The 22306-nt window shown below is 41.9% G+C and carries 17 protein-coding genes; 12 read left to right on the top strand and 5 right to left on the bottom strand.

Annotated features, from left to right (window positions below; genetic code table 11):
• Positions 1–118 precede the first annotated feature (118 nt).
• Positions 119–2056 carry a sensor histidine kinase gene (locus ACI2JM_RS03215; RefSeq protein ID WP_404642059.1) on the top strand — a complete coding sequence of 646 codons (1938 nt, stop codon included), beginning with the start codon at positions 119–121 and terminating at the stop codon, positions 2054–2056.
• 317 nt (positions 2057–2373) lie between these two features.
• On the opposite strand, the gene ACI2JM_RS03210 is transcribed toward ACI2JM_RS03215, so the two are convergent.
• Positions 2374–3540 (bottom strand): D-alanyl-D-alanine carboxypeptidase family protein, encoded by a 1167-nt coding sequence (locus ACI2JM_RS03210; RefSeq protein WP_045444873.1) that lies wholly within the window; start codon positions 3538–3540, stop codon positions 2374–2376.
• A gap of 576 nt (positions 3541–4116) precedes the next feature.
• Entirely contained in the window at positions 4117–4554 is a 438-nt protein-coding gene (locus tag ACI2JM_RS03205; RefSeq protein ID WP_404642056.1) for an MCR_0457 family protein, read from the bottom strand.
• Between the two features lie 596 nt (positions 4555–5150).
• Here ACI2JM_RS03205 and surE point away from each other — a divergent pair.
• The 4 genes from surE (at position 5151) to modB (ending at position 9546) form a co-directional block, all read left to right on the top strand.
• Entirely contained in the window at positions 5151–5963 is an 813-nt protein-coding gene (gene surE / locus ACI2JM_RS03200) for a 5'/3'-nucleotidase SurE (protein ID WP_404642054.1), read from the top strand.
• Positions 5964–6219: 256 nt separating this feature from the next.
• Positions 6220–7014 carry a M23 family metallopeptidase gene (locus ACI2JM_RS03195; RefSeq protein ID WP_270894600.1) on the top strand — a complete coding sequence of 265 codons (795 nt, stop codon included), beginning with the start codon at positions 6220–6222 and terminating at the stop codon, positions 7012–7014.
• A 139-nt stretch (positions 7015–7153) separates the two neighbouring features.
• Positions 7154–8458 (top strand): lytic murein transglycosylase, encoded by a 1305-nt coding sequence (locus ACI2JM_RS03190; RefSeq protein ID WP_055124471.1) that lies wholly within the window; start codon positions 7154–7156, stop codon positions 8456–8458.
• 386 nt (positions 8459–8844) lie between these two features.
• Positions 8845–9546 (top strand): molybdate ABC transporter permease subunit, encoded by a 702-nt coding sequence (gene modB / locus ACI2JM_RS03185; protein ID WP_404642051.1) that lies wholly within the window; start codon positions 8845–8847, stop codon positions 9544–9546.
• 46 nt (positions 9547–9592) lie between these two features.
• Here the strand turns inward: modB and ACI2JM_RS03180 are convergent, their stop codons facing one another.
• The 3 genes from ACI2JM_RS03180 to ACI2JM_RS03170 form a co-directional block, all read right to left on the bottom strand.
• Positions 9593–10597 (bottom strand): D-cysteine desulfhydrase family protein, encoded by a 1005-nt coding sequence (locus ACI2JM_RS03180; protein WP_404642049.1) that lies wholly within the window; start codon positions 10595–10597, stop codon positions 9593–9595.
• Positions 10598–10894: 297 nt separating this feature from the next.
• A complete protein-coding gene (locus ACI2JM_RS03175; RefSeq protein ID WP_404642047.1) occupies positions 10895–11698 on the bottom strand; it encodes a DUF5020 family protein in 804 nt (267 codons plus the stop codon).
• A gap of 939 nt (positions 11699–12637) precedes the next feature.
• Positions 12638–12907, bottom strand: a complete 270-nt coding sequence (locus tag ACI2JM_RS03170; RefSeq protein WP_404642045.1) for a hypothetical protein — start codon at positions 12905–12907, stop codon at positions 12638–12640.
• A 172-nt stretch (positions 12908–13079) separates the two neighbouring features.
• On the opposite strand from ACI2JM_RS03170, the gene kdpF reads away from it, so the two are divergent.
• The 7 genes from kdpF to ACI2JM_RS03135 all read left to right on the top strand — a co-directional run bounded on the left by kdpF (position 13080) and on the right by ACI2JM_RS03135 (position 22018).
• Positions 13080–13160, top strand: coding sequence for a K(+)-transporting ATPase subunit F (gene kdpF / locus ACI2JM_RS03165; protein WP_084674193.1), 81 nt, complete (start codon positions 13080–13082; stop codon positions 13158–13160).
• Positions 13160–14872, top strand: coding sequence for a potassium-transporting ATPase subunit KdpA (gene kdpA / locus ACI2JM_RS03160; RefSeq protein WP_404642043.1), 1713 nt, complete (start codon positions 13160–13162; stop codon positions 14870–14872). The genes kdpF and kdpA overlap by 1 nt, the downstream gene beginning before the upstream one ends.
• A 128-nt stretch (positions 14873–15000) precedes the next feature.
• On the top strand, positions 15001–17139 hold the full coding sequence (kdpB, locus tag ACI2JM_RS03155; RefSeq protein WP_404642041.1) for a potassium-transporting ATPase subunit KdpB: 2139 nt from the start codon (positions 15001–15003) through the stop codon (positions 17137–17139).
• Between the two features lie 21 nt (positions 17140–17160).
• Positions 17161–17835, top strand: a complete 675-nt coding sequence (gene kdpC, locus ACI2JM_RS03150) for a potassium-transporting ATPase subunit KdpC (RefSeq protein ID WP_404642039.1) — start codon at positions 17161–17163, stop codon at positions 17833–17835.
• 84 nt (positions 17836–17919) lie between these two features.
• Positions 17920–20670 (top strand): DUF4118 domain-containing protein, encoded by a 2751-nt coding sequence (locus ACI2JM_RS03145; protein WP_404642037.1) that lies wholly within the window; start codon positions 17920–17922, stop codon positions 20668–20670.
• 43 nt (positions 20671–20713) lie between these two features.
• Complete coding sequence (locus tag ACI2JM_RS03140; protein ID WP_020442997.1) at positions 20714–21400, top strand: response regulator; 687 nt, start codon at positions 20714–20716, stop codon at positions 21398–21400.
• A gap of 75 nt (positions 21401–21475) precedes the next feature.
• On the top strand, positions 21476–22018 hold the full coding sequence (locus ACI2JM_RS03135) for a DUF3124 domain-containing protein (RefSeq protein ID WP_404642035.1): 543 nt from the start codon (positions 21476–21478) through the stop codon (positions 22016–22018).
• The last annotated feature ends 288 nt before the right edge of the window (positions 22019–22306 follow it).

Raw genomic sequence — 22306 nt, 5'->3', positions numbered from 1 at the left:
TCGGTCATCATGATATATTAATACGTTGTTAAGTTTTATTAACATGTGATATTTCCCTCACTACTCCTACAAAATACCTGTACTATAATCAAAAGTTTTCTTAACTCAGTTAAGTAATATGAACAACCGTCCCTCTCAAACCATCTCTACGCTTATTTGGCGTTCTGTCGTACAAGCCATCATTTTGGCTGTGTTGGCAGGCTTCTTGATGTCTATCGTTTATGGTTTGTTATACCACTATAAAGAGAAGCGTCAGCATATCCAGCAATTGGCTACCATGTTGACCACCAGCGCATCGACAGCCGATGGTGCTGATATCGTGGCTGAGCAAGTGAGATTCTTGTTAGAAAGTGAACCCAGCATTAGAAGTATTTTATTTTATTCAACACCCAAACCTATTAATGAAGTTAATCAATCCAGAGATGATTGGAAGAATGCCTTATTTGCAGATACTGTCAGCTTCAATTATCCCGTTACCAGTGACGATATCAGTGATGATAGCGCGCTAGATACGTTAAACAGCAGTCAGCAATCGTCCACAACTTTATCAAATGGTGAGCAAGAATCGTCAGCGTCTAGTGAGGCCAATAAAAATAGCGCGTTAGTTGGATATATTAATCTCACTTTAGATGTGAACACCCTGCGTTCACATTGGTTTCGAAGCAATATATTGCTATGGCTTATCACCACGATATTGACGGTACTTTGGGTATTGTACATTCTGCGCAAACTCAAATGGCCAATCAGAGATATTGAAGCTTTGAAAGAAGTCTGTCACATCGTTGTGAAAAACCCAGAGCTTGAGCAGTTACCAGTGATTCCACAGCTTTTTGAATTTCAGGAACTGGTACAAATCAAGCAAACTTTGGCTGTATTGTTTGATCGTTTACAGAAAGTCCAACAAGGTTATGAGGCGCTTGCTATTTTTGAGCAGCAATTACACAACAAAGACGTATCCCTCGATGTGCAGCTGCATAACTTTCAAAGCATGATCACCCATGAGCTGAAAACTTCGCTAAATGCTATCGTAGGCGGTTTACAGCTGTTAGATTACGATACCCTCAATAGAGAACAAAAAGATGCGGTTGAAATTATCAGTGACGGTAGTGATAAATTGGTGTCGTCGCTTGATCATATTATCCAATTGAATCAAATACAAAAAGGTCAGATGAGTATTAATTGTATTGCGTTCAATCCACTGCAGTTAATCGCCGATCTGTTGGCAGAATATGAGCCTATTGCTCGGCAAAAAAGGCTAGAGTTGATTAGCCGTATTCATCATATAGACTATGGTCTGGAAGGGGATGCGGAAAAAATAAAACAAATATTATCAATATTACTGAGTAATGCGATTAAGTTTACTCCAGCGGGGCAGGTGACTATTACGTCGCAATTGACTCATTTTGATAAAAGCAATCGCTGGCAAATCAGTGTGAAAGACACAGGTATTGGTATCGATAGCACTCATATCGATGATATTTTTAATCCGTTTTTCCAAGTGGATTCATCACAAACTCGTCAATATGAAGGCTCAGGTGTTGGTTTACCAGTCGTCAAGCAAATGGCTCAGCTGATGGGCGCTACTATAGAAGTCGATAGTACGTTAGGGTCAGGCACCCAATTCATGCTGACCATATCGATGACCAATAAACAGCAGTCTCGGCAGCAGCATTTATTGGCTGGATTGACTGTTATTTACTATTATTATCATGAAGTTGGGTTTTTAGCGAAGGAGCTAGAGCGTTTAGGCGCGACGGTCATTTATCGTCAGCATGAAGCACTGGTTATAGAGGAGATGAGTATAAAACAGGTGAATATGGTGATGTTTGCGGAAGATGTTTTTCCAAGTAAAGCTGAGTCGTTAGCCAAGCGTATTCGTCAATTTGAAAGTGAACATCGGGCTTTATTGGTATATTGGTATCCACCACATCGAGCGAAGCAGTTAGATAGCTTTGAGCATGGTTTGAAAGCAGCTGGTGTCGATTACTGTTATAGCGCCACTTATAAAGATAAAGCATTAAGCGATTTGCTTAAGCGCTGGTTGGTATGGACGTAATAGGTCAAAGTATTTGTCACGCTTACCGCCCTAACCTCGTTTAATGTAATCCGTTGCCTTTCATTTACTCATTTACTGTAAATAGTTTCGAACATCGTATTTTCGACAAGAGTGCTTGCTTTTAATCTGAAAAGTATGATGAACGAGAACAAACCTGCTGATTCTAGTAAATCAGTGTTTATCACAGTTTGATGATGACACTACTTAATAGCAATAATAAAATCTGTGCGGTAAATGAAGATATAAAAAAGACGCCCAGTTTTGAGGCGTCTTTTTTGTCAGTAATGTTCTTGAAAAATAGTTTTTACTAATATTCTCTAAAACAGATTTTGTGCCCAACGTACGACACGCTGCCAAGTGCGGCTCATAAAGCCTGATTGCTCGATATCACTGGTCGCTATAATAGGCACTGAAGCCACCGCTTTACCATCAATAACCGCCATCATTTTGCCAATTTCTTGACCTTTTTTGATGGGTGCTTCTAGGCTCTCAGGAATATCTACCACAGTCGTGATTTTATTTTTTTGCGTTTTGCTGGTTAGAATTTGCAAATTATCCGCAGTGACTAGCTCAACTTCATCAGCTTCACCGAACCAGACTGGAACTTTGCTGACGAATTGTCCGGCAGGTGCTTTGGTGACAGTAGTGAAGTGGCCAAAGCCCCAGTTGAGCAGCTCACGTGATTGATCGGCACGTGCTTGCTGGCTCTCTGTTCCCATAATCACAGAAATCAAGCGCATGCCATCACGATTGCTTGAAGCCGCTAAGCAATAGCCTGCGGCATCAGTGTGGCCAGTTTTTAAACCATCGACGGTAGGATCGGTTGCAAGTAGAGCATTACGGTTACCTTGAGTAATGCCGTTATAGGTGAACTCTTTTTCTGCATAAATACCATAATAGTCGCCGCTATTCTTGATAATAGCGCGTGACAATTTGGCCAAATCTAGTGCTGATGCCTCATGCCCTTCGTCAGGCATACCAGTAGAATTGACGAAATGGGTATTTTTCATACCAAGCTTTTCTGCTTGCTCATTCATCAAGATAGCAAATGAGGCTTCGCTACCAGCGATATGCTCTGCCATAGCTTTTGAAGCGTCATTACCTGATTGAATAATAATACCGCGTAGCATGTCGATAACGCTCGCAGATTTATTTACCGGCACATACATGCAAGACTGGCTGCTACTACCACGACACCAAGCATTTGGACTCATTATGACTTGGTCATCTTCTTTGAGGTCGCCTGATGCTAAGCGCTGCTCAATGATGTAACTGGTCATCATTTTTGTCAAAGACGCTGGCGGTAGCGACTCATTGGCGTTCTTTTGTGCCAAAATCTCACCAGTATTATAATCCATCAATACATAGGCGGTATTATCCATCTCAGGCGGCTGGATGGCTGCGTTTGCCATCACTGCACTCATAGAGATACTCACACCGACTACCAGCTGCACCAGCTGATTTTTTACACGCTTTACTGTCATATATCGTTACACCGCATCATGAAACCAAATGTATCTACCGCTTGTACCTTGCACTAAATCTTATGCATCATTTTAAGTAGCCTGTCTTAAACATTCTGTTTAAAAACAATATATTAATAAGAGTGGTGATGGCTGAGCGACAGACATAAAATTAACGCCTTATCTTAGCAAAATGCCAACCGATGGGGAATCGATAAATGCAAAAAAAGACCCGATTAAAAAGAAAGAGTAGTAAGAAGTAAACGTTTGCTCAGACTAGGAACGCCATAGTGCCTCGAATAGAAATAATTCGACTGTCATAAAAAAGCTTACGGTCATCCTGTTGGTATAAACAGAATTATCGTAAGCTTTTTTGTTACTTACAAGCCTGATGAACAAGCTTATAAGTTTTCGCTAAATAGCCCATAATCAGCGTTCCAAGACAGATAATGCCATGATTTATTGTCATTAATTATAGCTGACTTTATCAATTTAGAATCAATGCTGGGGCATAGCTATTGTAGGAGAGACGATAGGATCTCTGATAAGTAAGCCAATTATAATGTTGTAATTGTTGAGCTTAATTATGATGATCCACTACTGGTATTCAGCATTCGCCAAATCTTCGCATAGAGCTTTGTTATCTTGTTTAGAGAAGCCCATTGTCCAGCTACGAATGCCTTGTAATATCTGGCGATAATCTTGCTGAGTGGATAGATATTGAATCGCAGCTTTTGGATCTTCTAAAGACGGCATCAACTCGTGAAGCTGCACATTATAAGATTTATAAAAGCGCTGTTTTTGTTTGCCATTGAGCATCGGTGGACATATCTCTGATAGCACTTGCATAACCGCAATTTCATGCTTAGTAACATTGATGCCAGACATATCTAGAGGTATGGTTGTAGCAGGATTATTCGCCGCAAAGGATGCTTGAGACAGCATGGCAACAGACGTTACCAGTCCTGCAAGACTAATTTTGGACGCCGTCTTTGCTATCACAGAAGCTATAGATAATATCGATTGATTTTTCATGCAGTATTACACTCGCTTATCTTTATTTAATGGTGATATGTTAATGGGTAAAAAAACAAAAGTCACATAAAATATTGATTTATGTGTAGATATCTTGTGAGCCAAAGCTCTTTTTGAGCAACATATCAGCAGCATAGACTCATAAGTTACGTCAGCATAAAAATATAAGTTTGTATTGTTGTAAGGTGTTGCCTATTGTAACGTCACGCCAAGTTTTTTTTGCTGTTATTGATGCAGATATCATCGTGATAAAATTATAAATTGAATAGATTCTGCCCACAGACTGGGTTCGTGTCAGCGTATTATTAGGGTATAATCGCCCAAAATTATGGTGGCATCCGCGTTTTGCTATAGCAATTTTCTCATATAAATATAGTGTCACTTTATATGGATTGTGGTGTTGGCTTTTTTTATTTTATAGCAAATCCAACTGCCATTTATCACATATTGTGTATGCAGAAAAAGCCAATGTGAATGCAAGCATCAAAAGTATCGTTAAAGAATCTAACCTCCATTTTCGGGTCTGATTATAGCAATTTTATGCGGCTAAAGTTCATAAGTGGACAGGCGGTCATTAATGAGTATATTGAGTGAAAATGAAATTTTTAATTAGTAATGATGATGGGGTTTATGCACCAGGGTTATTGGCATTATATCAAGCCCTGTCTGCTATTGCAGAGGTGGTAGTGGTTGCGCCAAACAGTGAGCAAAGTGGCTGCGCGAGTGCTTTGAGCTTATCGATGCCATTATATACTCATCGATTGGATTCTGGTTTTATAGCGGTAAATGGTTCGCCCGCGGACTGTGTACATTTGGCATTGCATGAGTTGTATCCTGATACACGTTTTGATTGTGTGATTACTGGCATTAATTCTGGTGCCAATCTTGGTCAAGACGTTTTATTTTCGGGTACCTTTGGTGCTGCATTAACCGCACAGCTCTTTGGAATACCTGCCATTGCGACCTCCCTAGTGGGCGGCGGCGTCAATGGAGAAGGGCAAGAGCAGACCAGTCATTATCAAATGGCGGCAGCTGAAATTGTTAAATTATTGATAGAAAAACCGATATTAGATGCTTGCAAAAATTTGCCCTATCATGTATTAAACGTTAATATTCCTGATGTGGATAGTGCTGATGAGATCAAAGGTCGGAAAATAACGGCGTTAGGGCACCGTCAGATTGCGCGTCCTGTACATCATGTGGTCGATCCACGTGGGCGTGATGCTTATTGGTTGTCGCTACGTAAACGCCCACATGAGTTGCCATTAGAAACTGAAGATTTACAATCCTCTGCAACAGATATGACGGATGATCAAGCGGTAGCGGCGGGTTATATTAGTCTATCACCAGTGCGCCTGCATCATACGCCAACAGACACACTCAAAACGCTGTCGGCGTTAATGCTATAAATTTACGCTGCCAAAATGCGTCAAACAGCTGGTCAATATCTTGATATTATCTGCGCTATTTTTCTTGTTTGGCTGCCATTTATCTCATCTCTATCACCATTTTCAAAATGAAGACACGCCTTAGAAAATGGTTTACTATCGAGTGATTGATAATGGTATTTGCCAAATACTAAATACTAAACGGTATGAAAGTTAGCAAAATGCTTGTGAGTAACACAAGGAGTTTGTGAGTAACATAAAGAATAGGAAATCTTGTATGAAGAAGCTTATTGCTGGATCGCGCTTTGCAACAGTGGCATTGATAGGTACTTTAACAGCAGCAACGTTAACGATGGTGGGCTGTGCAACCAAGCCTACTTACCAATCAGCCAACCAAGCGGGACCTAAGATTATTACCAATGCACAAGGCGTTCCTAACTACCATCGCGTACAGCGTGGCGATACGGTCAGCCAGATTGCTGAGCGCTATCGTCTCAGTTACCGTCAAATCGGTTCGCTCAATGGTTTGGACAGCAAGTATACAATTTATAGTGGTCAATGGCTCAAGCTGTGGCAAGGTACGCCAGCCGATAACAATCGTTATAACGCGCCTACAACGACACAGCCAACGTACACACCGCCTGTAACGAGCGTACCTAATAATAGCTCACAAAGCCCTGTATACGAAGTGACGGCTAACGCAACGTCAGGCTATGAATATCCAAGTCGCAATCAAGTGACCCGTAACTTTGATGCGGCAGCGGGCACGATGGGTATGTGGTTTGCTGGTAATGTCGGTGATCCCGTACTTGCTAGCCAATCTGGCACGGTACTGTACTCGGGCGATGGTCTGCCAGAGTATGGCAATCTTATTATGATTCGTCATAGTGATAATTACATCACCGCTTATGCGCATAATAGTCAGCTACTGGTCAAAGAAGGCGATGCTGTACAGCGCGGTCAGCGCATTGCTAGCATGGGTAACAGTGGCCAAACCAATCAGGTCGGCTTAGAGTTCCAAGTGCGCTTAAATGGCAATCCTATTGATCCACGTGCGGTACTGGGGCGTTAAACGTGCTGCCAAGTTGTGACTGATTTGGCGAGTTTAGTGGCTTTATTCAGAGTGCTTGAATTTTAGAGCGCTTGAATAAAGCCACCTTAACTAAATCGGTTTATTTGAGTCGCTTTACTTATTCATACTTGAGAATTTTATGATGTTAAAAAAACAATATCTTGCCCTGTTTCCTGCGTTAGTGATGGTTGGGTGTACCAGCCAACAGGCGATGCAAAAACCTAGCAAACCCGTGCGTCAAGGCAACGTTCAGATTACCCAAACTCAAACCATTCAAGTGAAGCCAGCACCGAAGCCTGTCATCAAGCCGCAGCCAGTGGCAAAGCCAAGCTATAACAGCTTCTCTGATTGGAAGTCGGATTTTTCTATGCGGGCGATTTCATCAGGCCATGATGCAGCGACGGTGCGTCGTCTACTTGATACTGCTTATTTAAATCAGCAAGTCATCTCGCTTGACTCAGGACAGCCAGAGTTTTCTAAGATGCCATGGGAATATGTCGATTCTGCCGTATCTGATGGGCGTGTGAGTACTGGTAAGCGTAAGTTCGCCGAGCAACGGGCATTTTTGTCACAATTAGAATCGCAGTACGGTGTCAATGCAGAAATAATCGCTGCCATTTGGGGCATGGAGTCGTCATACGGCGTGGTGACGGGTAATAGCAGCATACCAAGCTCACTTGCGAGTCTGGCTTATGATGGTCGTCGCCAAGAGTTTGCCGAAACTCAGTTGTTGTCATTAGCGACGCTATTGCAGCGCGGTGATGTGTCTTGGTCGCAGCTCGATGGTTCTTGGGCAGGCGGCATGGGACAGACGCAGTTTATCCCTGATACTTGGCTGAAGCACGGAGTGGATGGCGATGGTAATGGTCATCGTAATCCGTGGGCAACGGGCGATGCACTGGCGTCCACCGCTAATTATTTGAGCAACTCAGGTTGGGTTAGAGGTCTAGCGCCATTTTACGAAGCGACCATTCCTGCCTCATTCGATTATTCCATGGTTGGTAGTAAGCAGCCTGCCGCGAGATGGGCAGCGATGGGTGTTGATACGATAGCTGATGTTTATTTGGATGCCAATACCGAAATGGAGCTGTGGCTACCAGCTGGCAAGGATGGTCCTGTACTGTTACTCAGTCCAAACTTTGATGTGATCAAAGTTTATAATAACTCATCGAGCTATGCGCTAGGTGTCAGCTTATTGGGTAAAGCGCTTGCTGGGCAAGGCGGATTACAGAAATCATGGCCGCGTTATGAGCGTCCATTATCCACAGCTCAAGTACGAAATTTACAGCAGCGTTTGACCAACTCAGGCTATGACACCAAAGGCGCTGACGGTATCGTTGGTACCAATACTCGATTGGCGTTCCAGCGCTGGCAAGCAGACAATGGTCAGACTCCAGACGGCTTTATTACTCAGCGTAGTGCGTCATCGTTAGCTTCGTGGTGAAGCAGGTTGATAGAACTTTTTTTGACTCGTATTAATTCTAATATTAGCGTGTTAAAAGAAATTTTTTAACCATCATTTTTGACGGTAATAGTTAATACGATGAGCTTAGTGAATACAATAAAAAAGCACCTTATTAGGGTGCTTTTTTATTTTACGCTATGATTATTTTGCAAAAGACCATAATCTTGTCAGGTTTTAATAAATAATATGGACACAAGAAGGCTGATACTGTGACTGATAAACGCTACACTGTTTGTTTATCAATGTGCTTTACTTATCAACGCGCTATTTATAAGAGCTGGCATTATATTTGTCTGTTCAATCTTTTAATATTAGATACAATAGATCCTTTATCCTCATAACGAATGGCAACGAGCAGTGACATTATGATAGACCAGTCTCTTATGTCCGATATGCTTAGTCCGTTTTGGGTAAGTATTAAGCTTGCTGGTGTCACTACCATTTGTTTATTACTGTTTGCAACGCCTGTGGCTTATTGGCTCGCTAAGCCTAGCCGTAGGCAAGTTGTGGCACGTCTTAAAGTCTTGCTTATGGGCATCATTGCCATGCCATTGGTTTTGCCGCCTACCGTCATTGGCTTTTATCTTTTATTACTGTTAAGCCCTAGTGTCGGTATTGGTAAATGGCTTAGCGAACATCATATCAGCCCCTTGATATTTACCTTTGAAGGTCTTGTCATTGGTTCGATTATTTACTCATTGCCTTTTTATATTCAGCCTGTCTACGCCCAATTTTTACGTATTCCACAAAGCGTGATGGAAGTGGCACATTTATTGGAGCCAAGCCGTTTCAAACGGTTTCTCAGAGTCGCTCTGCCACAAGCGCGTGTCGGTATTGTGCTCGGCAGCTTAATAAGTTTTGCCCATACTATTGGTGAGTTTGGCGTGGTTTTGATGATAGGGGGTAGTATATCCGATGAGACTAAAGTGGTCTCGATTGCGATATATGAGCAAGTAGAGGCGCTAAATTACGAGGCAGCGCACATGATGTCTGGGATTCTCATCGTTATGGGAGTGATTATGGTGGCGTTGATTGCTAGTGTGAGCCGGCTGAATCAACGCTCATAAGATTGCAGTTAATACCTATAGCTTGAGTTAATGCGTCAAAATTTATTTATCCATTTCTTTTCATCATATCTAAGTCACTTGAGTAGGCAAATAAAGCTGGTGCACCGCCCGTATGCCAAAATAAGACACGATCGGTTTTCTTGATTTTGCCAGACCTAATCATATCTATGAGTCCGCCCATCGCACGACCCGTATAGACAGGATCTAAAAGTATGCCTTCTGTTTGAGCTGTCATCGCAATGGCGTCATTTTCTAATGTACCAACCACGCCATAGCCCTCGCCCACATAATCAGAGTTGAGTGTTAAATCGGTTTCTGAAAACTGATGATCGGCACCGATAAGGGAGGCCGTGCTATTGGCAAGCGCGACGGTATACTGATCAAAAGGCACTTTGTCTGTTTCACCTTTATCGATATTGATACCTACGATTTGGGCGGGCGAATTGAGTATTTTTTTGCCAAGTATCAAACCGGCTTGTGTTGCCCCAGAGCTAGAAGCAAAAACGATATGAGTAAATGATAGGTTCATGCTTTCACGTTGCGATTCTAACTCTTTAAAAGCTTCTACAAACGCTAAAGCACCCAGCTCATTGGAGCCGCCATAGGGTATGACATATGGTTTTTTGCCTTGTTTTGTTAACTGCTCAACGATTTTAGGAATGTCTTCTCCTTTGCGATTGGCGCCTGCCCAGTAAATATGTGATCCAAAAATTTTGTCTAATAAAAGATTGCCACTTGTTTGTTCGGGTTCTTCTCCACCTAATACTAAATGGCAGTCAAGTCCCAAGCTTGCCGCTGCGGCAGCAGTTTGACGACAATGGTTCGATTGTGCGGCCCCTGCCGTAATCACGCAATCAGCACCTTGAGCAAGGGCATCACCCATAATAAATTCAAGCTTACGGGTTTTATTGCCACCCAATGCCAGTCCCGTGTTGTCATCTCGTTTCATAAAAATAGTAGGGCCATCAAGCGCTTTACTCAATCTGCTAAGCTCTATCAATGGAGTGGGGAAGAAGCCCAATGCTTGTCTGGGTATGTGGTTACATTCCATATTTTGTCCCTTTTATAATAAAAAAATGCTGAATAAGTTTGAAATACACACATTAATAAATTCAGCTAAAGATGATGATTTAGCGGATATAAATAGCCAATAATTATATGTCGTAACAGCCTTACAAACCGTATGGATGCGTATCCAGCTTGAAAATCAGTGGAATCCTAAGGGTTAATTTATCAAATATAAAATGAAAATCCTCATGCAAGCTTTCAATTTTGCATGAGGACTATTTGTTTTATTGAGAAAGAGTTGAGAGCCGTTTTAGAACTATTCGTCAAACCAATTAGACGGTTAAAAATGAAACTTCACTAGAGCACTAGGCACATTTTGAGTTGTATCACTGCCATACTTATTTTTCCAGTAACTATATTCCATACCGACCTCTAAGCGATTATCAATGCCTAATAGTGGTTGTAAGTTATACTTTATTTGCGGATTGATATGTAGTTGGTTTTTTAAGTCATCATTGTTAAAAGAGTAGTCTACATAACCATCGACCACAAAATTGTTTTTCTCCCAACCGTAAGTTAAGGTGATTTGCTGGTCATCATCAGTATTATCATTGAAGACATGATATAGGGAAGCAGAGGCGTACTTCATACCTGAAATAGGCACATTCAAATCTGCCCCTAGTCCTATCATATAGTTGTCTTGGCTAAAGCCTTTGCTGTTCGAGCCAAACTCATATTGCCCCGCTAGATTGAGCTGTTTGATAAAGCTATCATCGAAAGTTGTAAGCTTAAGCTTGGGCGCAAACTCACCATACGTTTCTTTAAATCTATTGTTTTCAATATCATTTGCGCCTTGATGACGATCGACGAAGAAAAATACGCCGCCCCAACTGTGGGTAGATGCGTGCTCCAGAGTGATGGTCGTCAATTCTCCGTCTTCTACCAGCTCATAGTCATTACCATATAGTACCGAAAGACTGGTATCGGTGAAAAGCACCTTTGCATGGCTGCTGCTCATCGTACCCAAGGCAACGATCGCGGCTAAAGCGGTGGTTAATGAGCTACTAAAAAACAGTTTTTTCTGAATATTGGTTCTACATAATTGGCTAGCCAGTGGCAGGTTTACAAACAAGTGATAACGCACAGTAATATTCCTTTATATAGAGTGGGTCATCCTAGCAGGCTGGGTATATGACAGAAGCGCGTTTTAACTTCCTGTCAAAACGGGTCAATGCTGCTAAGGACGAAGCGCGGTCAATTTTTGATAGCAGTCTAAAATAATGAAGATAAATGTTATCAATATAAGTATTGTCAAAAGTATAAAAATGCTCTGTTGGCTATATTATCCGCAATAATTCTTAACACTTTGAAACAGTTAAGCATGTTTTATAATGAGTAACAACCATAAGCTGGCTCAAAATAATGGTCTATCAAGCCTTTTAAGTATTTGATATTACCTAAGTTTATGATTTTATTAAATTAACTGACTAAATGGTCAGCTTTATTATTTTTGTAAACAAGGAGATGTGTCGAAGTAGCTGGTAGGCTCAACCACTAGCAATAATTATTACGATTCAGAGTAGTGAAAAGAGCTGGTAGGGTAGTTTGGAACAAATGATATGAGAGGCAAGTGAATAGAGGTATGGCAGAATTAATAGACACAAAAAAACCTCAAGTAAACTAATACTTGAGGCGAAACTTGCTTAAACTCGAAAGTTTAAACTCGTTTTAAATATGGCGCAGCGGACGGGACTCGAACCCGCGACCCCCGGCGTGACAGGCTAGAACCACTAAACTTTATAAATCGTTATTAAGTTATATTAACCTATAAAAACATACATATCAATATCTTAAGTCAATAAATATCTATGACGTTTGGCGTAATTTAAGACATTTTACGTGAGCTATATTCCATATTTTGGTCACTAAAAATGTTTAATTATTGCACATTAGAATTCGAAAAAAGCATAGTAATTATACATGTTTTTTTGCGTTTATTATTTAGATTAACGTTTTTAGATTATTATCTATTAGATATATCTGGAAAATTAGCTTCTAAAGTTTAAGGAATGGTCTATCCAGTTCAACCACCAAGCCACCCTTTATCCAAACCATAATCTATCCATTTTACCTTTATCTGATCGGTAATATTCGCGTTAGGATAAGTAAATACAGTACCACCAAGATAAAGCTCATCTCCGATTTTATACGGTTTTTCTTCAAAGGTCAGAATCTCTGTATGCGCATCCCAAGAAAAAGAAGTGTCCTCCATTGCCAGTAAATAAGTGTTGTCTTTAGTCGTTACCTCTTCAGTGTTCCTAGCTAAAGCAAGACAGTTATCCAAACTTAACATCTGCGTACCTACTAGCTAACTCTCATCTTTATACTTTCTTTATATCCTGCCTATTTATCTTAATAACACTTTTATACTTCTCTCAGCATACTAATGACATTATCCAATGAGCAGCAAGGTCTTAGTAATCTTGCGGCAATTAATTGACTGATCTTGGTGTTAGGAGAGTGCTATGGAAGTATTTTCAGGGCTTATCGCCCTAGGTTTATTTGTCTATTTGCTATACGTACTGATTAAACCGGAGGCGTTCTAATGACCATCCAGGCTTTATCTCAGTTGATTATTTATCTTCTCATTTTATTTACTTTGGGCTATTTTTTATCCGGTTATATCATGCAGCGTATGCAAGCACCGATATCTCGTCTTGAATCTCGTGGTTTTACGGCACTTGGCATGCTTGGGCGGGATGCAAAAGGTAATGTTGCATCTGGGATGAATTGGAAACAGTATGCACTCGCTATTGTTTTATTCAACGTTATTGGCTTTTTGGCGCTATTTATATTGCAACTGGTGCAAGGCAATCTACCGCTCAATCCGCAAGCGATGACCGGAGTTACTTGGGACTTGGCCATGAATACGGCCATCAGTTTTATGACCAATACCAACTGGCAGGCTTATGGTGGCGAAAGCACGATGAGCTATCTAACGCAAATGATGGGTATGTCGCTACAAAACTTTTTATCTGCAGCAACAGGTATTGCCGTCGCTTTTGCCTTGATGCGTGGCTTGATATTTAAGAAAAGCGCTCACCTTGGTAATGCGTGGGTCGATTTATGGCGCTGTAATATTTATATCCTATTACCGATAGCGACAATCATCGCGCTTCTATTAATGAGTCAAGGTGTTGTACAAACCTTATCAACCTATATGGACGTGCAAACCCTTCAAGGTGATACCCAAACCATCGCCTTAGGACCAGTCGCGTCACAAGAAGCGATTAAAATGTTAGGTACTAACGGCGGTGGTTTCTTTAACGCCAACTCTGCCCACCCGTTTGAAAATCCAACGCCTTTTTCTAATTTAATTCAGATGCTCGCTATTTTTCTTATTCCTACTTCACTGTGTTTTTGTCTCGGTAAGATGAGCGGCAACCTGAAGCAAGGGGTGGCGATATTAGCAGCCATGACCGTATTGTTTGTCGGTATGTATTCATTAACGGTGAGCAGCGAGCTTACTGGTAATCCTTGGTTAACGTCACAAGTGTCAGGGCTAACCGCTGCTGATGTCAATGGCAATATGGAAGGTAAAGAAGTGCGCTTTGGTATTGTGGCTTCATCGTTATTTGCCACTATTACTACTGCAGCATCATGTGGTGCGGTAAATGCGATGCATGACTCATTTACGCCCATGGGCGGCTTTGGTTTGATGTTGCAGATGCAGTTAGGTGAAGTGGTATTTGGCGGTGTCGGAGCCGGACTGTACGGCATGTTGCTCTTTGCAATATTGGCGGTATTCGTATCAGGACTCATGATTGGACGGACACCAGAATATCTTGGTAAAAAGATTGAACCATTTGAGATGAAAATGGTTGTATTAGCATTACTTGCAGCACCCACTATGGTGCTAATGGGAACGGCGATTAGTGTGATGACTACGAATGGTCAAGCAGGGATTTTTAATCCTAGCGCCCATGGTTTCAGTGAAGTGCTGTATGCCTTTAGCTCTGCTGCCAATAATAATGGTTCTGCTTTTGCAGGGTTGGGGGCCAATTCGGTCTTTTATAACTCCATGCTTGGGCTTGCGATGGTGGTTGGGCGTTTTGGGGTCATCATTCCAGTACTGGCTTTGGCAGGATCGTTGGCGAAAAAACCAAGACTTGAAGTCAATAGCGGTACTTTACCGACGACCACGCCATTATTTGTGGGTCTATTAGTCGGAACTGTGCTGATGATTGGCGCATTGACTTTCATTCCTGCGTTAGCGCTTGGACCTATTGTAGAGCATATATGGATGATGAAAGGTTAGCCGCTGCCTATTTGTCTAGACTTCAGCAAATTTGCCAAAGTCGATAGATTTGATAATTTGATAAATAGACACTTACCTTTTTAGTGGTGAATTGCTCCCTTTTTATGATTATGTTAGGAATAAAGACCATGAATGTTTCAATAGATGCTAATAATAAAGACTTAGATGTGCCCCCTCAGCAAGAGCCTGATAACTCTGATTTACCCGAAAAACCTTCCCAAGACCTCCTAGATCCGGCGTTGATTAAACCGGCGCTAAAAGATGCGCTACTCAAGCTTGATCCTCGCGTTCAGTGGCGTAATCCCGTGATGTTCGTCGTTTATATCGGCTCATGGTTGACGACCATATTAGCCATTAACATGTTAATCCAAGGTCAAACGGGACTACTCTTTACTTTGTTAATTACCTTTTGGCTATGGTTTACCTTATTGTTTGCCAATTTTGCTGAAGCCTTGGCAGAAGGTCGCAGTAAAGCGCAAGCATCGAGTCTTAAGCAGGCACGTCAAGATGTGCAAGCGCGTAAGCTTGCTGGTAGCGAGCGATTATCCGCCGCTACTATGGTGCAGGCGACTGAGCTTAATCAAGATGATATTGTATTAGTGCAAATGGGAGAAATCATTCCAGCGGATGGTGAGGTGATAGAAGGACTTGCTTCAGTCGATGAATCAGCCATTACTGGTGAATCCGCTCCTGTAATCCGTGAAAGTGGCGGTGATTTTAACGCGGTCACCGGCGGTACTAAAGTCTTGTCTGACTGGCTGATTATTCGTATCACCCAAGCGCCGGGGCAAGGATTTTTGGATCGTATGATTGCCTTGGTAGAAGGTGCCAAACGTACTAAAACGCCCAATGAGATTGCACTGACTATTTTGCTTATTGCATTAACCCTGATATTTCTAATGGTTTGCGTCACCCTGTTGCCATTCTCTCAGTTTGCAGTGCTCGCATCAGGTCAAGGCGAACCCATCTCTATTGTTATTTTAGTCGCATTACTGGTCTGCCTTATTCCAACAACGATTGGCGGTTTATTGTCGGCTATCGGCGTAGCAGGTATGAGCCGTATGATGCAAGCCAATGTCATTGCGACCTCTGGACGGGCGGTAGAAGCTGCTGGCGACGTTGATGTGCTATTGCTCGATAAGACCGGCACTATTACTTACGGTAACCGTCAAGCTTCGTTATTCCTGCCATCGAATGGTATTAACGAGCACTTGCTGGCTGAAGTGGCATTGATTAGCTCGCTAACCGATGAGACACCCGAAGGTCGCAGTATCGTCAAACTGGCCCAAAGCCGTTTTGATATTGATGAGAATATCTGGAAATCAAAGCCATTTGAAACCATCGAATTTACCGCACAAACTCGAATGAGTGGTACCAATATTGAGCAACGCCGCATCCGTAAGGGCGCTTATGACGCCATTGTAAATTGGGTGACAGAACAAGGTGGCACACTACCGAGTAACTTGGAGCAACAAGTAGAAGAAGTGGCTCGCCGCGGTAGTACACCACTGCTGGTGGCAGATGGTCAGCAGATATTAGGCGTTATTGAGCTCAAAGACGTGGTTAAATCTGGTATCAAAGAGCGCTTTGCTGAACTGCGAAAAATCGGTATTACTACCGTGATGATTACTGGGGACAATCCTTTAACGGCTGCTGCTATCGCTGCTGAAGCTGGGGTTGATGACTTTATGGCGGAGGCCACACCAGAACAAAAACTTGAATTGATTCGCAGTTACCAACGCCAAGGTAAGCTAGTGGCAATGACTGGTGATGGTACCAATGACGCGCCAGCACTTGCTCAAGCTGATGTTGCCGTTGCTATGAATAGTGGGACTCAAGCGGCCAAAGAAGCGGCAAACATGGTGGATTTGGACTCAAATCCGACCAAGCTTATTGAAGTGGTGCAAACCGGCAAGCAGATGCTGATGACCCGTGGGGCGCTGACGACTTTTAGTTTGGCTAATGACGTCGCTAAATACTTTGCGATTATTCCAGCAGCTTTTGCTGGTACTTATCCTGCTCTAAACGTCTTAAATATTATGCATTTGGGCAGCCCAAAGAGCGCTATTTTATCAGCGGTTATTTTTAATGCTTTAATCATTGTATGTCTAATTCCACTAGCGCTGCGAGGGGTAAAGTATCGTCCAGACTCTGCTATTAACCTATTGCGCCGGAACCTCTTGATATATGGATTGGGCGGACTACTGCTACCGTTTGTGGGTATTAAACTTATCGATATGCTCATTAACGTATTGCACCTGGTCTAACCATTCACAAGGAATATTACTATGCACACTCATTCTCACCCAGATACCAACACTAAGCCATCAGTGCAAGATGCAACAGATAGCAGCAACGCATTAGATGACGCTGCTACTCATATGCCAATGCTCAAACCTGCTATATTGCTATTTATATTATTAGGTATCATTTTAGGTTTATGCTATCCATTACTAATGACGGGCGTCGGGCAAGTGACTATGCCCAATCAGGCAAATGGTAGCTTAATAGAAAAAGAGGGACAATTAGTTGGCTCTGCGCTTATCGGCCAACAGTTTGATCAACCACAATATATATGGACACGACCTTCTGCTGCTGGTGACGGTTATGATGCCACCCAATCTTCAGGTAGTAATTTGGGACCTTTAAATCCTGAACTTGCCAGCAATGTTGAGGCGCAAGTGCAAAAGCTTAAGGCTGCTGATCCACAGAATAAAGCGCCGATTCCGATTGATTTGGTAACCATGTCGGGAAGTGGCTTGGATCCACATATCTCACCTGCGGCTGCCCAGTGGCAAGCAAATAGAGTGGCAAACATACGCGGAATAAGTGCTGAACAAGTACAAAAAGCAATCGACGATAATACCGATAGTAAGCAGTTTAATATCTTTGGAGAGCCGCGTGTCAATGTGCTGGCCGTTAACTTAGCTTTAGACCAGATATCTACTCTCCCAGTTAAATAGTAAGACAGTATTAAACAACACTAACGGATTAACCAAAAGCCGCCACTTTAATTTACTTTTATTTAAGAGCTATCGAGGGTCATAATGAATACTAACCGCCCTAGCCCAGATGCGTTATTGCAGCAAATCAAGCAGCAAGAGTATACGGTCAATAGAGGTAAATTAAAGATATTTTTTGGAGCGTCGGCCGGGGTTGGTAAAACGTATGACATGCTGACCTCTGCACACCAAGCACAAGCGCATGGACGTAATGTATTGGTTGGTATTGTAGAGACACATGGTCGCAGTGAGACAGCAGCACTGGTACAAGGGCTATCAGTATTGCCGCTACGCGAGATTGAATATCATGGACAGATGTTACAAGAGTTTGACATTGATGCCGCTCTCGCCAGTCATCCAGATATTTTGCTGGTTGATGAGCTGGCACATAGTAACATCGCAGGGTCTCGCCATCCTAAACGTTGGCATGATGTTGAAGAGTTACTAAAAGCAGGTATCAGTGTTTACACGACACTAAACGTTCAGCATTTAGAAAGCTTAAATGATGTTGTCAATCAAATTACCGGAGTGGTGGTTCAAGAAACCTTGCCCGACTGGTTTTTTGATCAGGCAAATGAAGTGGTATTGGTTGATTTACCGGCAGATGAATTATTGGCGCGTCTTCACGAAGGTAAAGTATACATTCCAAGCCAAGCCAAACACGCTATTAATAACTTCTTTCGTAAAGGTAATTTGATCGCGCTGCGAGAGCTGGCATTACGCCGAACCGCAGACTTGGTCGATGCAGATATGCAAGATTATCGTAACCAAGCTCGAATTTCACCTATTTGGAATACCGCAGATCAGCTATTGGTAGGAATCAGTACGGGGGCGCACAGCGAACGCCTCATTCGTCATGCTGCTAGGCTGGCCAGTAGTCTACATTCACAGTGGTATGTGGTACATGTCGATACACCACGCGGTTTAAATCGTTCAGTTAATAATAAGCAGAAAGTTTTGGAGGCATTGCGTTTAGCGGATGATTTGGGTGCAAAAACCGAAGTGATTAGTGCCATTACCGTGGCAGAGGGTTTGACCAGCTATGCCCATCAATTCAATATTGGCCGTATTATTATTGGACAAAACCATGCTAACCGCTCTAGACCGTATCACTGGGGTCAGTCGCTGGTCAAGCTCATCTCACAGCAAGACGTTAATTTAGATTTGATATTGGTTAATCAAACTAAGCAGTTAAGCAAAACTATTAATGAGCGTCAATTACCGTCTTGGAACGTGGCAGAATTATCATCGGTAGATAACCGTAATGGCTATCTTATGGCAGTTTTGGGATGCGGATTAGTAACTGTTACCCTAGTTGCCCTGACACGCTGGTTTGATTTAGCCAACGTGGTCATGCTGTACTTATTAGTAATTGTCTTTATCTCGGTACGCTTTGGACGCGCTCCCGGCATATTGGCTGCATTTTTGAGCGTACTGAGCTTTGATTTATTTTTTGTTGAACCTAAGCTGTCATTTAATGTTAGTGACGTTCAATACTTAGTTACCTTTGCCGTTATGCTTATCGTCTCTTTAATCATTAACAACCTAGCAGTTGGCCTGCGATTTCAGGCACAAGCTGCCCGTAAACGTGAACAGCAGGCAATATCCATGAGCTATCTTGCTCAAAGCCTAAGTGCTGCTCGTAAAAACAATGACATCATCAGCCAAGCTGCAGCATGGCTAACACAGCATATTGCTAGCACTGCAATCATAGTGATGCCAGATGCGGACAATAAACTCGTTGTTATGACAGATAGTAGCATACCTGCAGAGTTCAATTGGGTAGTGACTCGGTGGGTGCTTGATCACAATGAGAGCGCTGGATTAGGCACAAATACACTCAACGCTAACACGATGCACTATCGAGCGCTTTCGACTTCCAGTAAAGTGCTTGGTGTACTAGCGTTAATGCCGACAGATAGTGAGAGTTTTAATCAACCCGAACAACAACGAACGCTTGATGTGGCTATTGCCCAAATAACGCTAGCCTTGGAGAGGGTATATTATGCAAAAGTGGCTCAAACCGCACTTATAAAGGTAGAATCAGAAAGGCTGCGTGGGACGCTATTATCAGCGCTGTCTCATGATATCCGAACGCCAATAACGGTATTATCTGGTTTAGCGTCTTCTCTTGCTATCCAGAGTTTAACGGCAAGTGAGCAGAAGCAACTGGCAGTCGATATTGAGCAGCAAGCAAACGTCATTCAGCGTTTAGTCATTAATATTTTAGATTACGTCTCGCTACAGTCTGGCGGCATGAAACTAAACAAGCAATGGGTGAGCTTAGAAGAAATCGTTGGTAGTAATATCCGTCAGCTTGAGCACTATTTAAAAGAGCGCCAGATAGAAATAGACATTCCCCATAATATTGACTTTATTTATACCGACGAATTGATTTTGTCGCGTATTTTAAATAACTTAATAACCAATGCAATCAATTATACCCTAGACAATGCCTGTATTTGCATCAAAACAATGCTTGATAATAATCGGCAATACCTGATAACGGTGACAGACACAGGAGAAGGTCTACCTGTAGGTATGGAGACGCAAATATTTGAGCGCTTTACTCGAGGGAATTCGGAAGGTACTACAACGGGATTGGGTTTAGGCTTAGCTTTGAGTAGAGATTTAGTTGAGCATCTGGGTGGCACGTTAAGCGCTAATAATATACAACCTCACGGTGCACAATTTATTATAACGCTACCTTGGCAACCTTTGCCTGAACAAGATTTATTGAGTGACGACTTTATAGCAAGCAGCCCAAACATTGATTCAGCAAACTTAGCACGATAAGTGCTATATCATAAGGTTAATACTAATAGCGAAAAACACACTAATGAAGACCATACTAATTATCGAAGATGAAGCCCATATTGCGCGATTTATTAAAACAGCGATGGAGCAAGAAGGCTATCAAGTTTATATCGCTGATAGCTCGCACAGGGGCTTAATAGAAGCTGCAACGCGCCGTCCTGATTTACTTATATTAGATCTTGGCTTACCTGACGGTGATGGCTGTGACGTCATTGCAGATATTAGGACGTGGTCCTCATTACCTATTTTAGTATTATCAGCTCGCAGTGATGAACAGGATAAAATAAAAGCGCTCAATTTAGGTGCAGATGATTATTTAGTGAAACCTTTTAGTATGGGCGAATTGGTTGCGCGTGTTAATGCACATATGCGCCGCTGGCAGGTTGGCTACGAAGCACCTAGTCAGATAGAGCTTGGCAATGTCAGCATCGATCTGACGCAGAGACAAGTCAAGAAAAATGGTAAAGACGTCCATTTAACACCTATTGAGTATCGCTTGCTGACTGTCCTGATCCGTTATGCGGAAAAAGTACTGACCCATAAACAACTGCTTAATGAAGTTTGGGGTAAAGGTCATAATCATCAAGAACATTATGTTCGCATATTTATGTCAAATTTACGCCAGAAACTAGAAGATAATCCTTCTCGACCAAATTTCTTCTTAACCGAAATCGGTGTCGGCTACAAGCTACATATCCCTAAAGACTGACAATACATGAATGTATTTAGTCTCCTAACTAGAATATTAAGCTGATGGTAAGATGCAAAAAAAGAGGGAAACATCATGAACAAGCTCAGTATGTCCGCCATAGCCATTGCTATATTGATGCTGTTATCAGGTTGTGATAAATCAATAAAAGATCCCAATATAGTATTTTCAGAAGATAATAAAGATCCTATTAAAGAGCTTGAAACAACCTCTACCGTCGATTCCCGTCAATTAAGTTATAAACAAACCTTTTATGTGCCCATTTATTCAGACATTTATATTGATAGGTACAATCAAAAAGTATTGCTATCAGCGACTTTGAGTATTCGTAACACCACATTAAACAAATCGCTTTATATCAATAAAATTGATTATTACGGTACTAACGGAGAGCTAATAAAGTCATATATCAAGAACTCAATTAAGCTGCCACCTATGGCAACCCTCAACTATATCGTTGAAAAAGAAGAAAATAAAGGGGGTCCTGGTGCAGACTTTATCATTGAGGTTGAAGCTTTAGATGATACGGTTAAACCAGTGATTGAGGCGGTAATGATTGGTAATTTTAGTAATAAAGCTTTTGCTTTTAACACGCAAGGGACACCAGTTATGCACTGATAAAAAATCATTTTATATTCAATGTATATCGTTCGTTAACTCATAAAGTGGAACACAAAAATACATTTTAAAAGTGACCTTCTTTATCTTTAAATTGTCCATTTGATCAATAACGATTCATCTGATAGCTCTGTTCTAACCTGAACTTAGGTATGTTCAAAAGACCTCATTATTAGATCTCTTGCAAAAGTACCGTTTTATTGACCTCCGCTAACAGAGTATCAAGGGCTAGCAATGACTTATGCAAGAGATCTATTTTAATATTACTAAAGATTGTAGCAATGTATC

This window comes from Psychrobacter sp. NPDC064578, from assembly GCF_044901245.1.
GTDB lineage: Bacteria > Pseudomonadota > Gammaproteobacteria > Pseudomonadales > Moraxellaceae > Psychrobacter > Psychrobacter cibarius_C.
This window is presented reverse-complemented; position numbering and strand designations above follow the sequence as displayed.

Excerpts from the sequence above, each read along its gene's own strand:
- ACI2JM_RS03215 (WP_404642059.1), top strand. The coding sequence starts at position 119 with ATGAACAACCGTCCCTCTCAAACCATCTCTACGCTTATTTGGCGTTCT.
- ACI2JM_RS03170 (WP_404642045.1), bottom strand. The coding sequence starts at position 12,907 with ATGTTAAGTTTGGATAACTGTCTTGCTTTAGCTAGGAACACTGAAGAG.
- ACI2JM_RS03145 (WP_404642037.1), top strand. The coding sequence starts at position 17,920 with ATGAATACTAACCGCCCTAGCCCAGATGCGTTATTGCAGCAAATCAAG.
- ACI2JM_RS03180 (WP_404642049.1), bottom strand. The coding sequence starts at position 10,597 with ATGGAATGTAACCACATACCCAGACAAGCATTGGGCTTCTTCCCCACT.
- surE (WP_404642054.1), top strand. The coding sequence starts at position 5,151 with ATGAAATTTTTAATTAGTAATGATGATGGGGTTTATGCACCAGGGTTA.
- ACI2JM_RS03205 (WP_404642056.1), bottom strand. The coding sequence starts at position 4,554 with ATGAAAAATCAATCGATATTATCTATAGCTTCTGTGATAGCAAAGACG.
- kdpC (WP_404642039.1), top strand. The coding sequence starts at position 17,161 with ATGCACACTCATTCTCACCCAGATACCAACACTAAGCCATCAGTGCAA.
- kdpA (WP_404642043.1), top strand. The coding sequence starts at position 13,160 with ATGACCATCCAGGCTTTATCTCAGTTGATTATTTATCTTCTCATTTTA.
- ACI2JM_RS03195 (WP_270894600.1), top strand. The coding sequence starts at position 6,220 with ATGAAGAAGCTTATTGCTGGATCGCGCTTTGCAACAGTGGCATTGATA.
- kdpF (WP_084674193.1), top strand. The coding sequence starts at position 13,080 with ATGGAAGTATTTTCAGGGCTTATCGCCCTAGGTTTATTTGTCTATTTG.
- ACI2JM_RS03135 (WP_404642035.1), top strand. The coding sequence starts at position 21,476 with ATGAACAAGCTCAGTATGTCCGCCATAGCCATTGCTATATTGATGCTG.
- ACI2JM_RS03190 (WP_055124471.1), top strand. The coding sequence starts at position 7,154 with ATGATGTTAAAAAAACAATATCTTGCCCTGTTTCCTGCGTTAGTGATG.
- kdpB (WP_404642041.1), top strand. The coding sequence starts at position 15,001 with ATGAATGTTTCAATAGATGCTAATAATAAAGACTTAGATGTGCCCCCT.
- ACI2JM_RS03140 (WP_020442997.1), top strand. The coding sequence starts at position 20,714 with ATGAAGACCATACTAATTATCGAAGATGAAGCCCATATTGCGCGATTT.
- modB (WP_404642051.1), top strand. The coding sequence starts at position 8,845 with ATGATAGACCAGTCTCTTATGTCCGATATGCTTAGTCCGTTTTGGGTA.
- ACI2JM_RS03210 (WP_045444873.1), bottom strand. The coding sequence starts at position 3,540 with ATGACAGTAAAGCGTGTAAAAAATCAGCTGGTGCAGCTGGTAGTCGGT.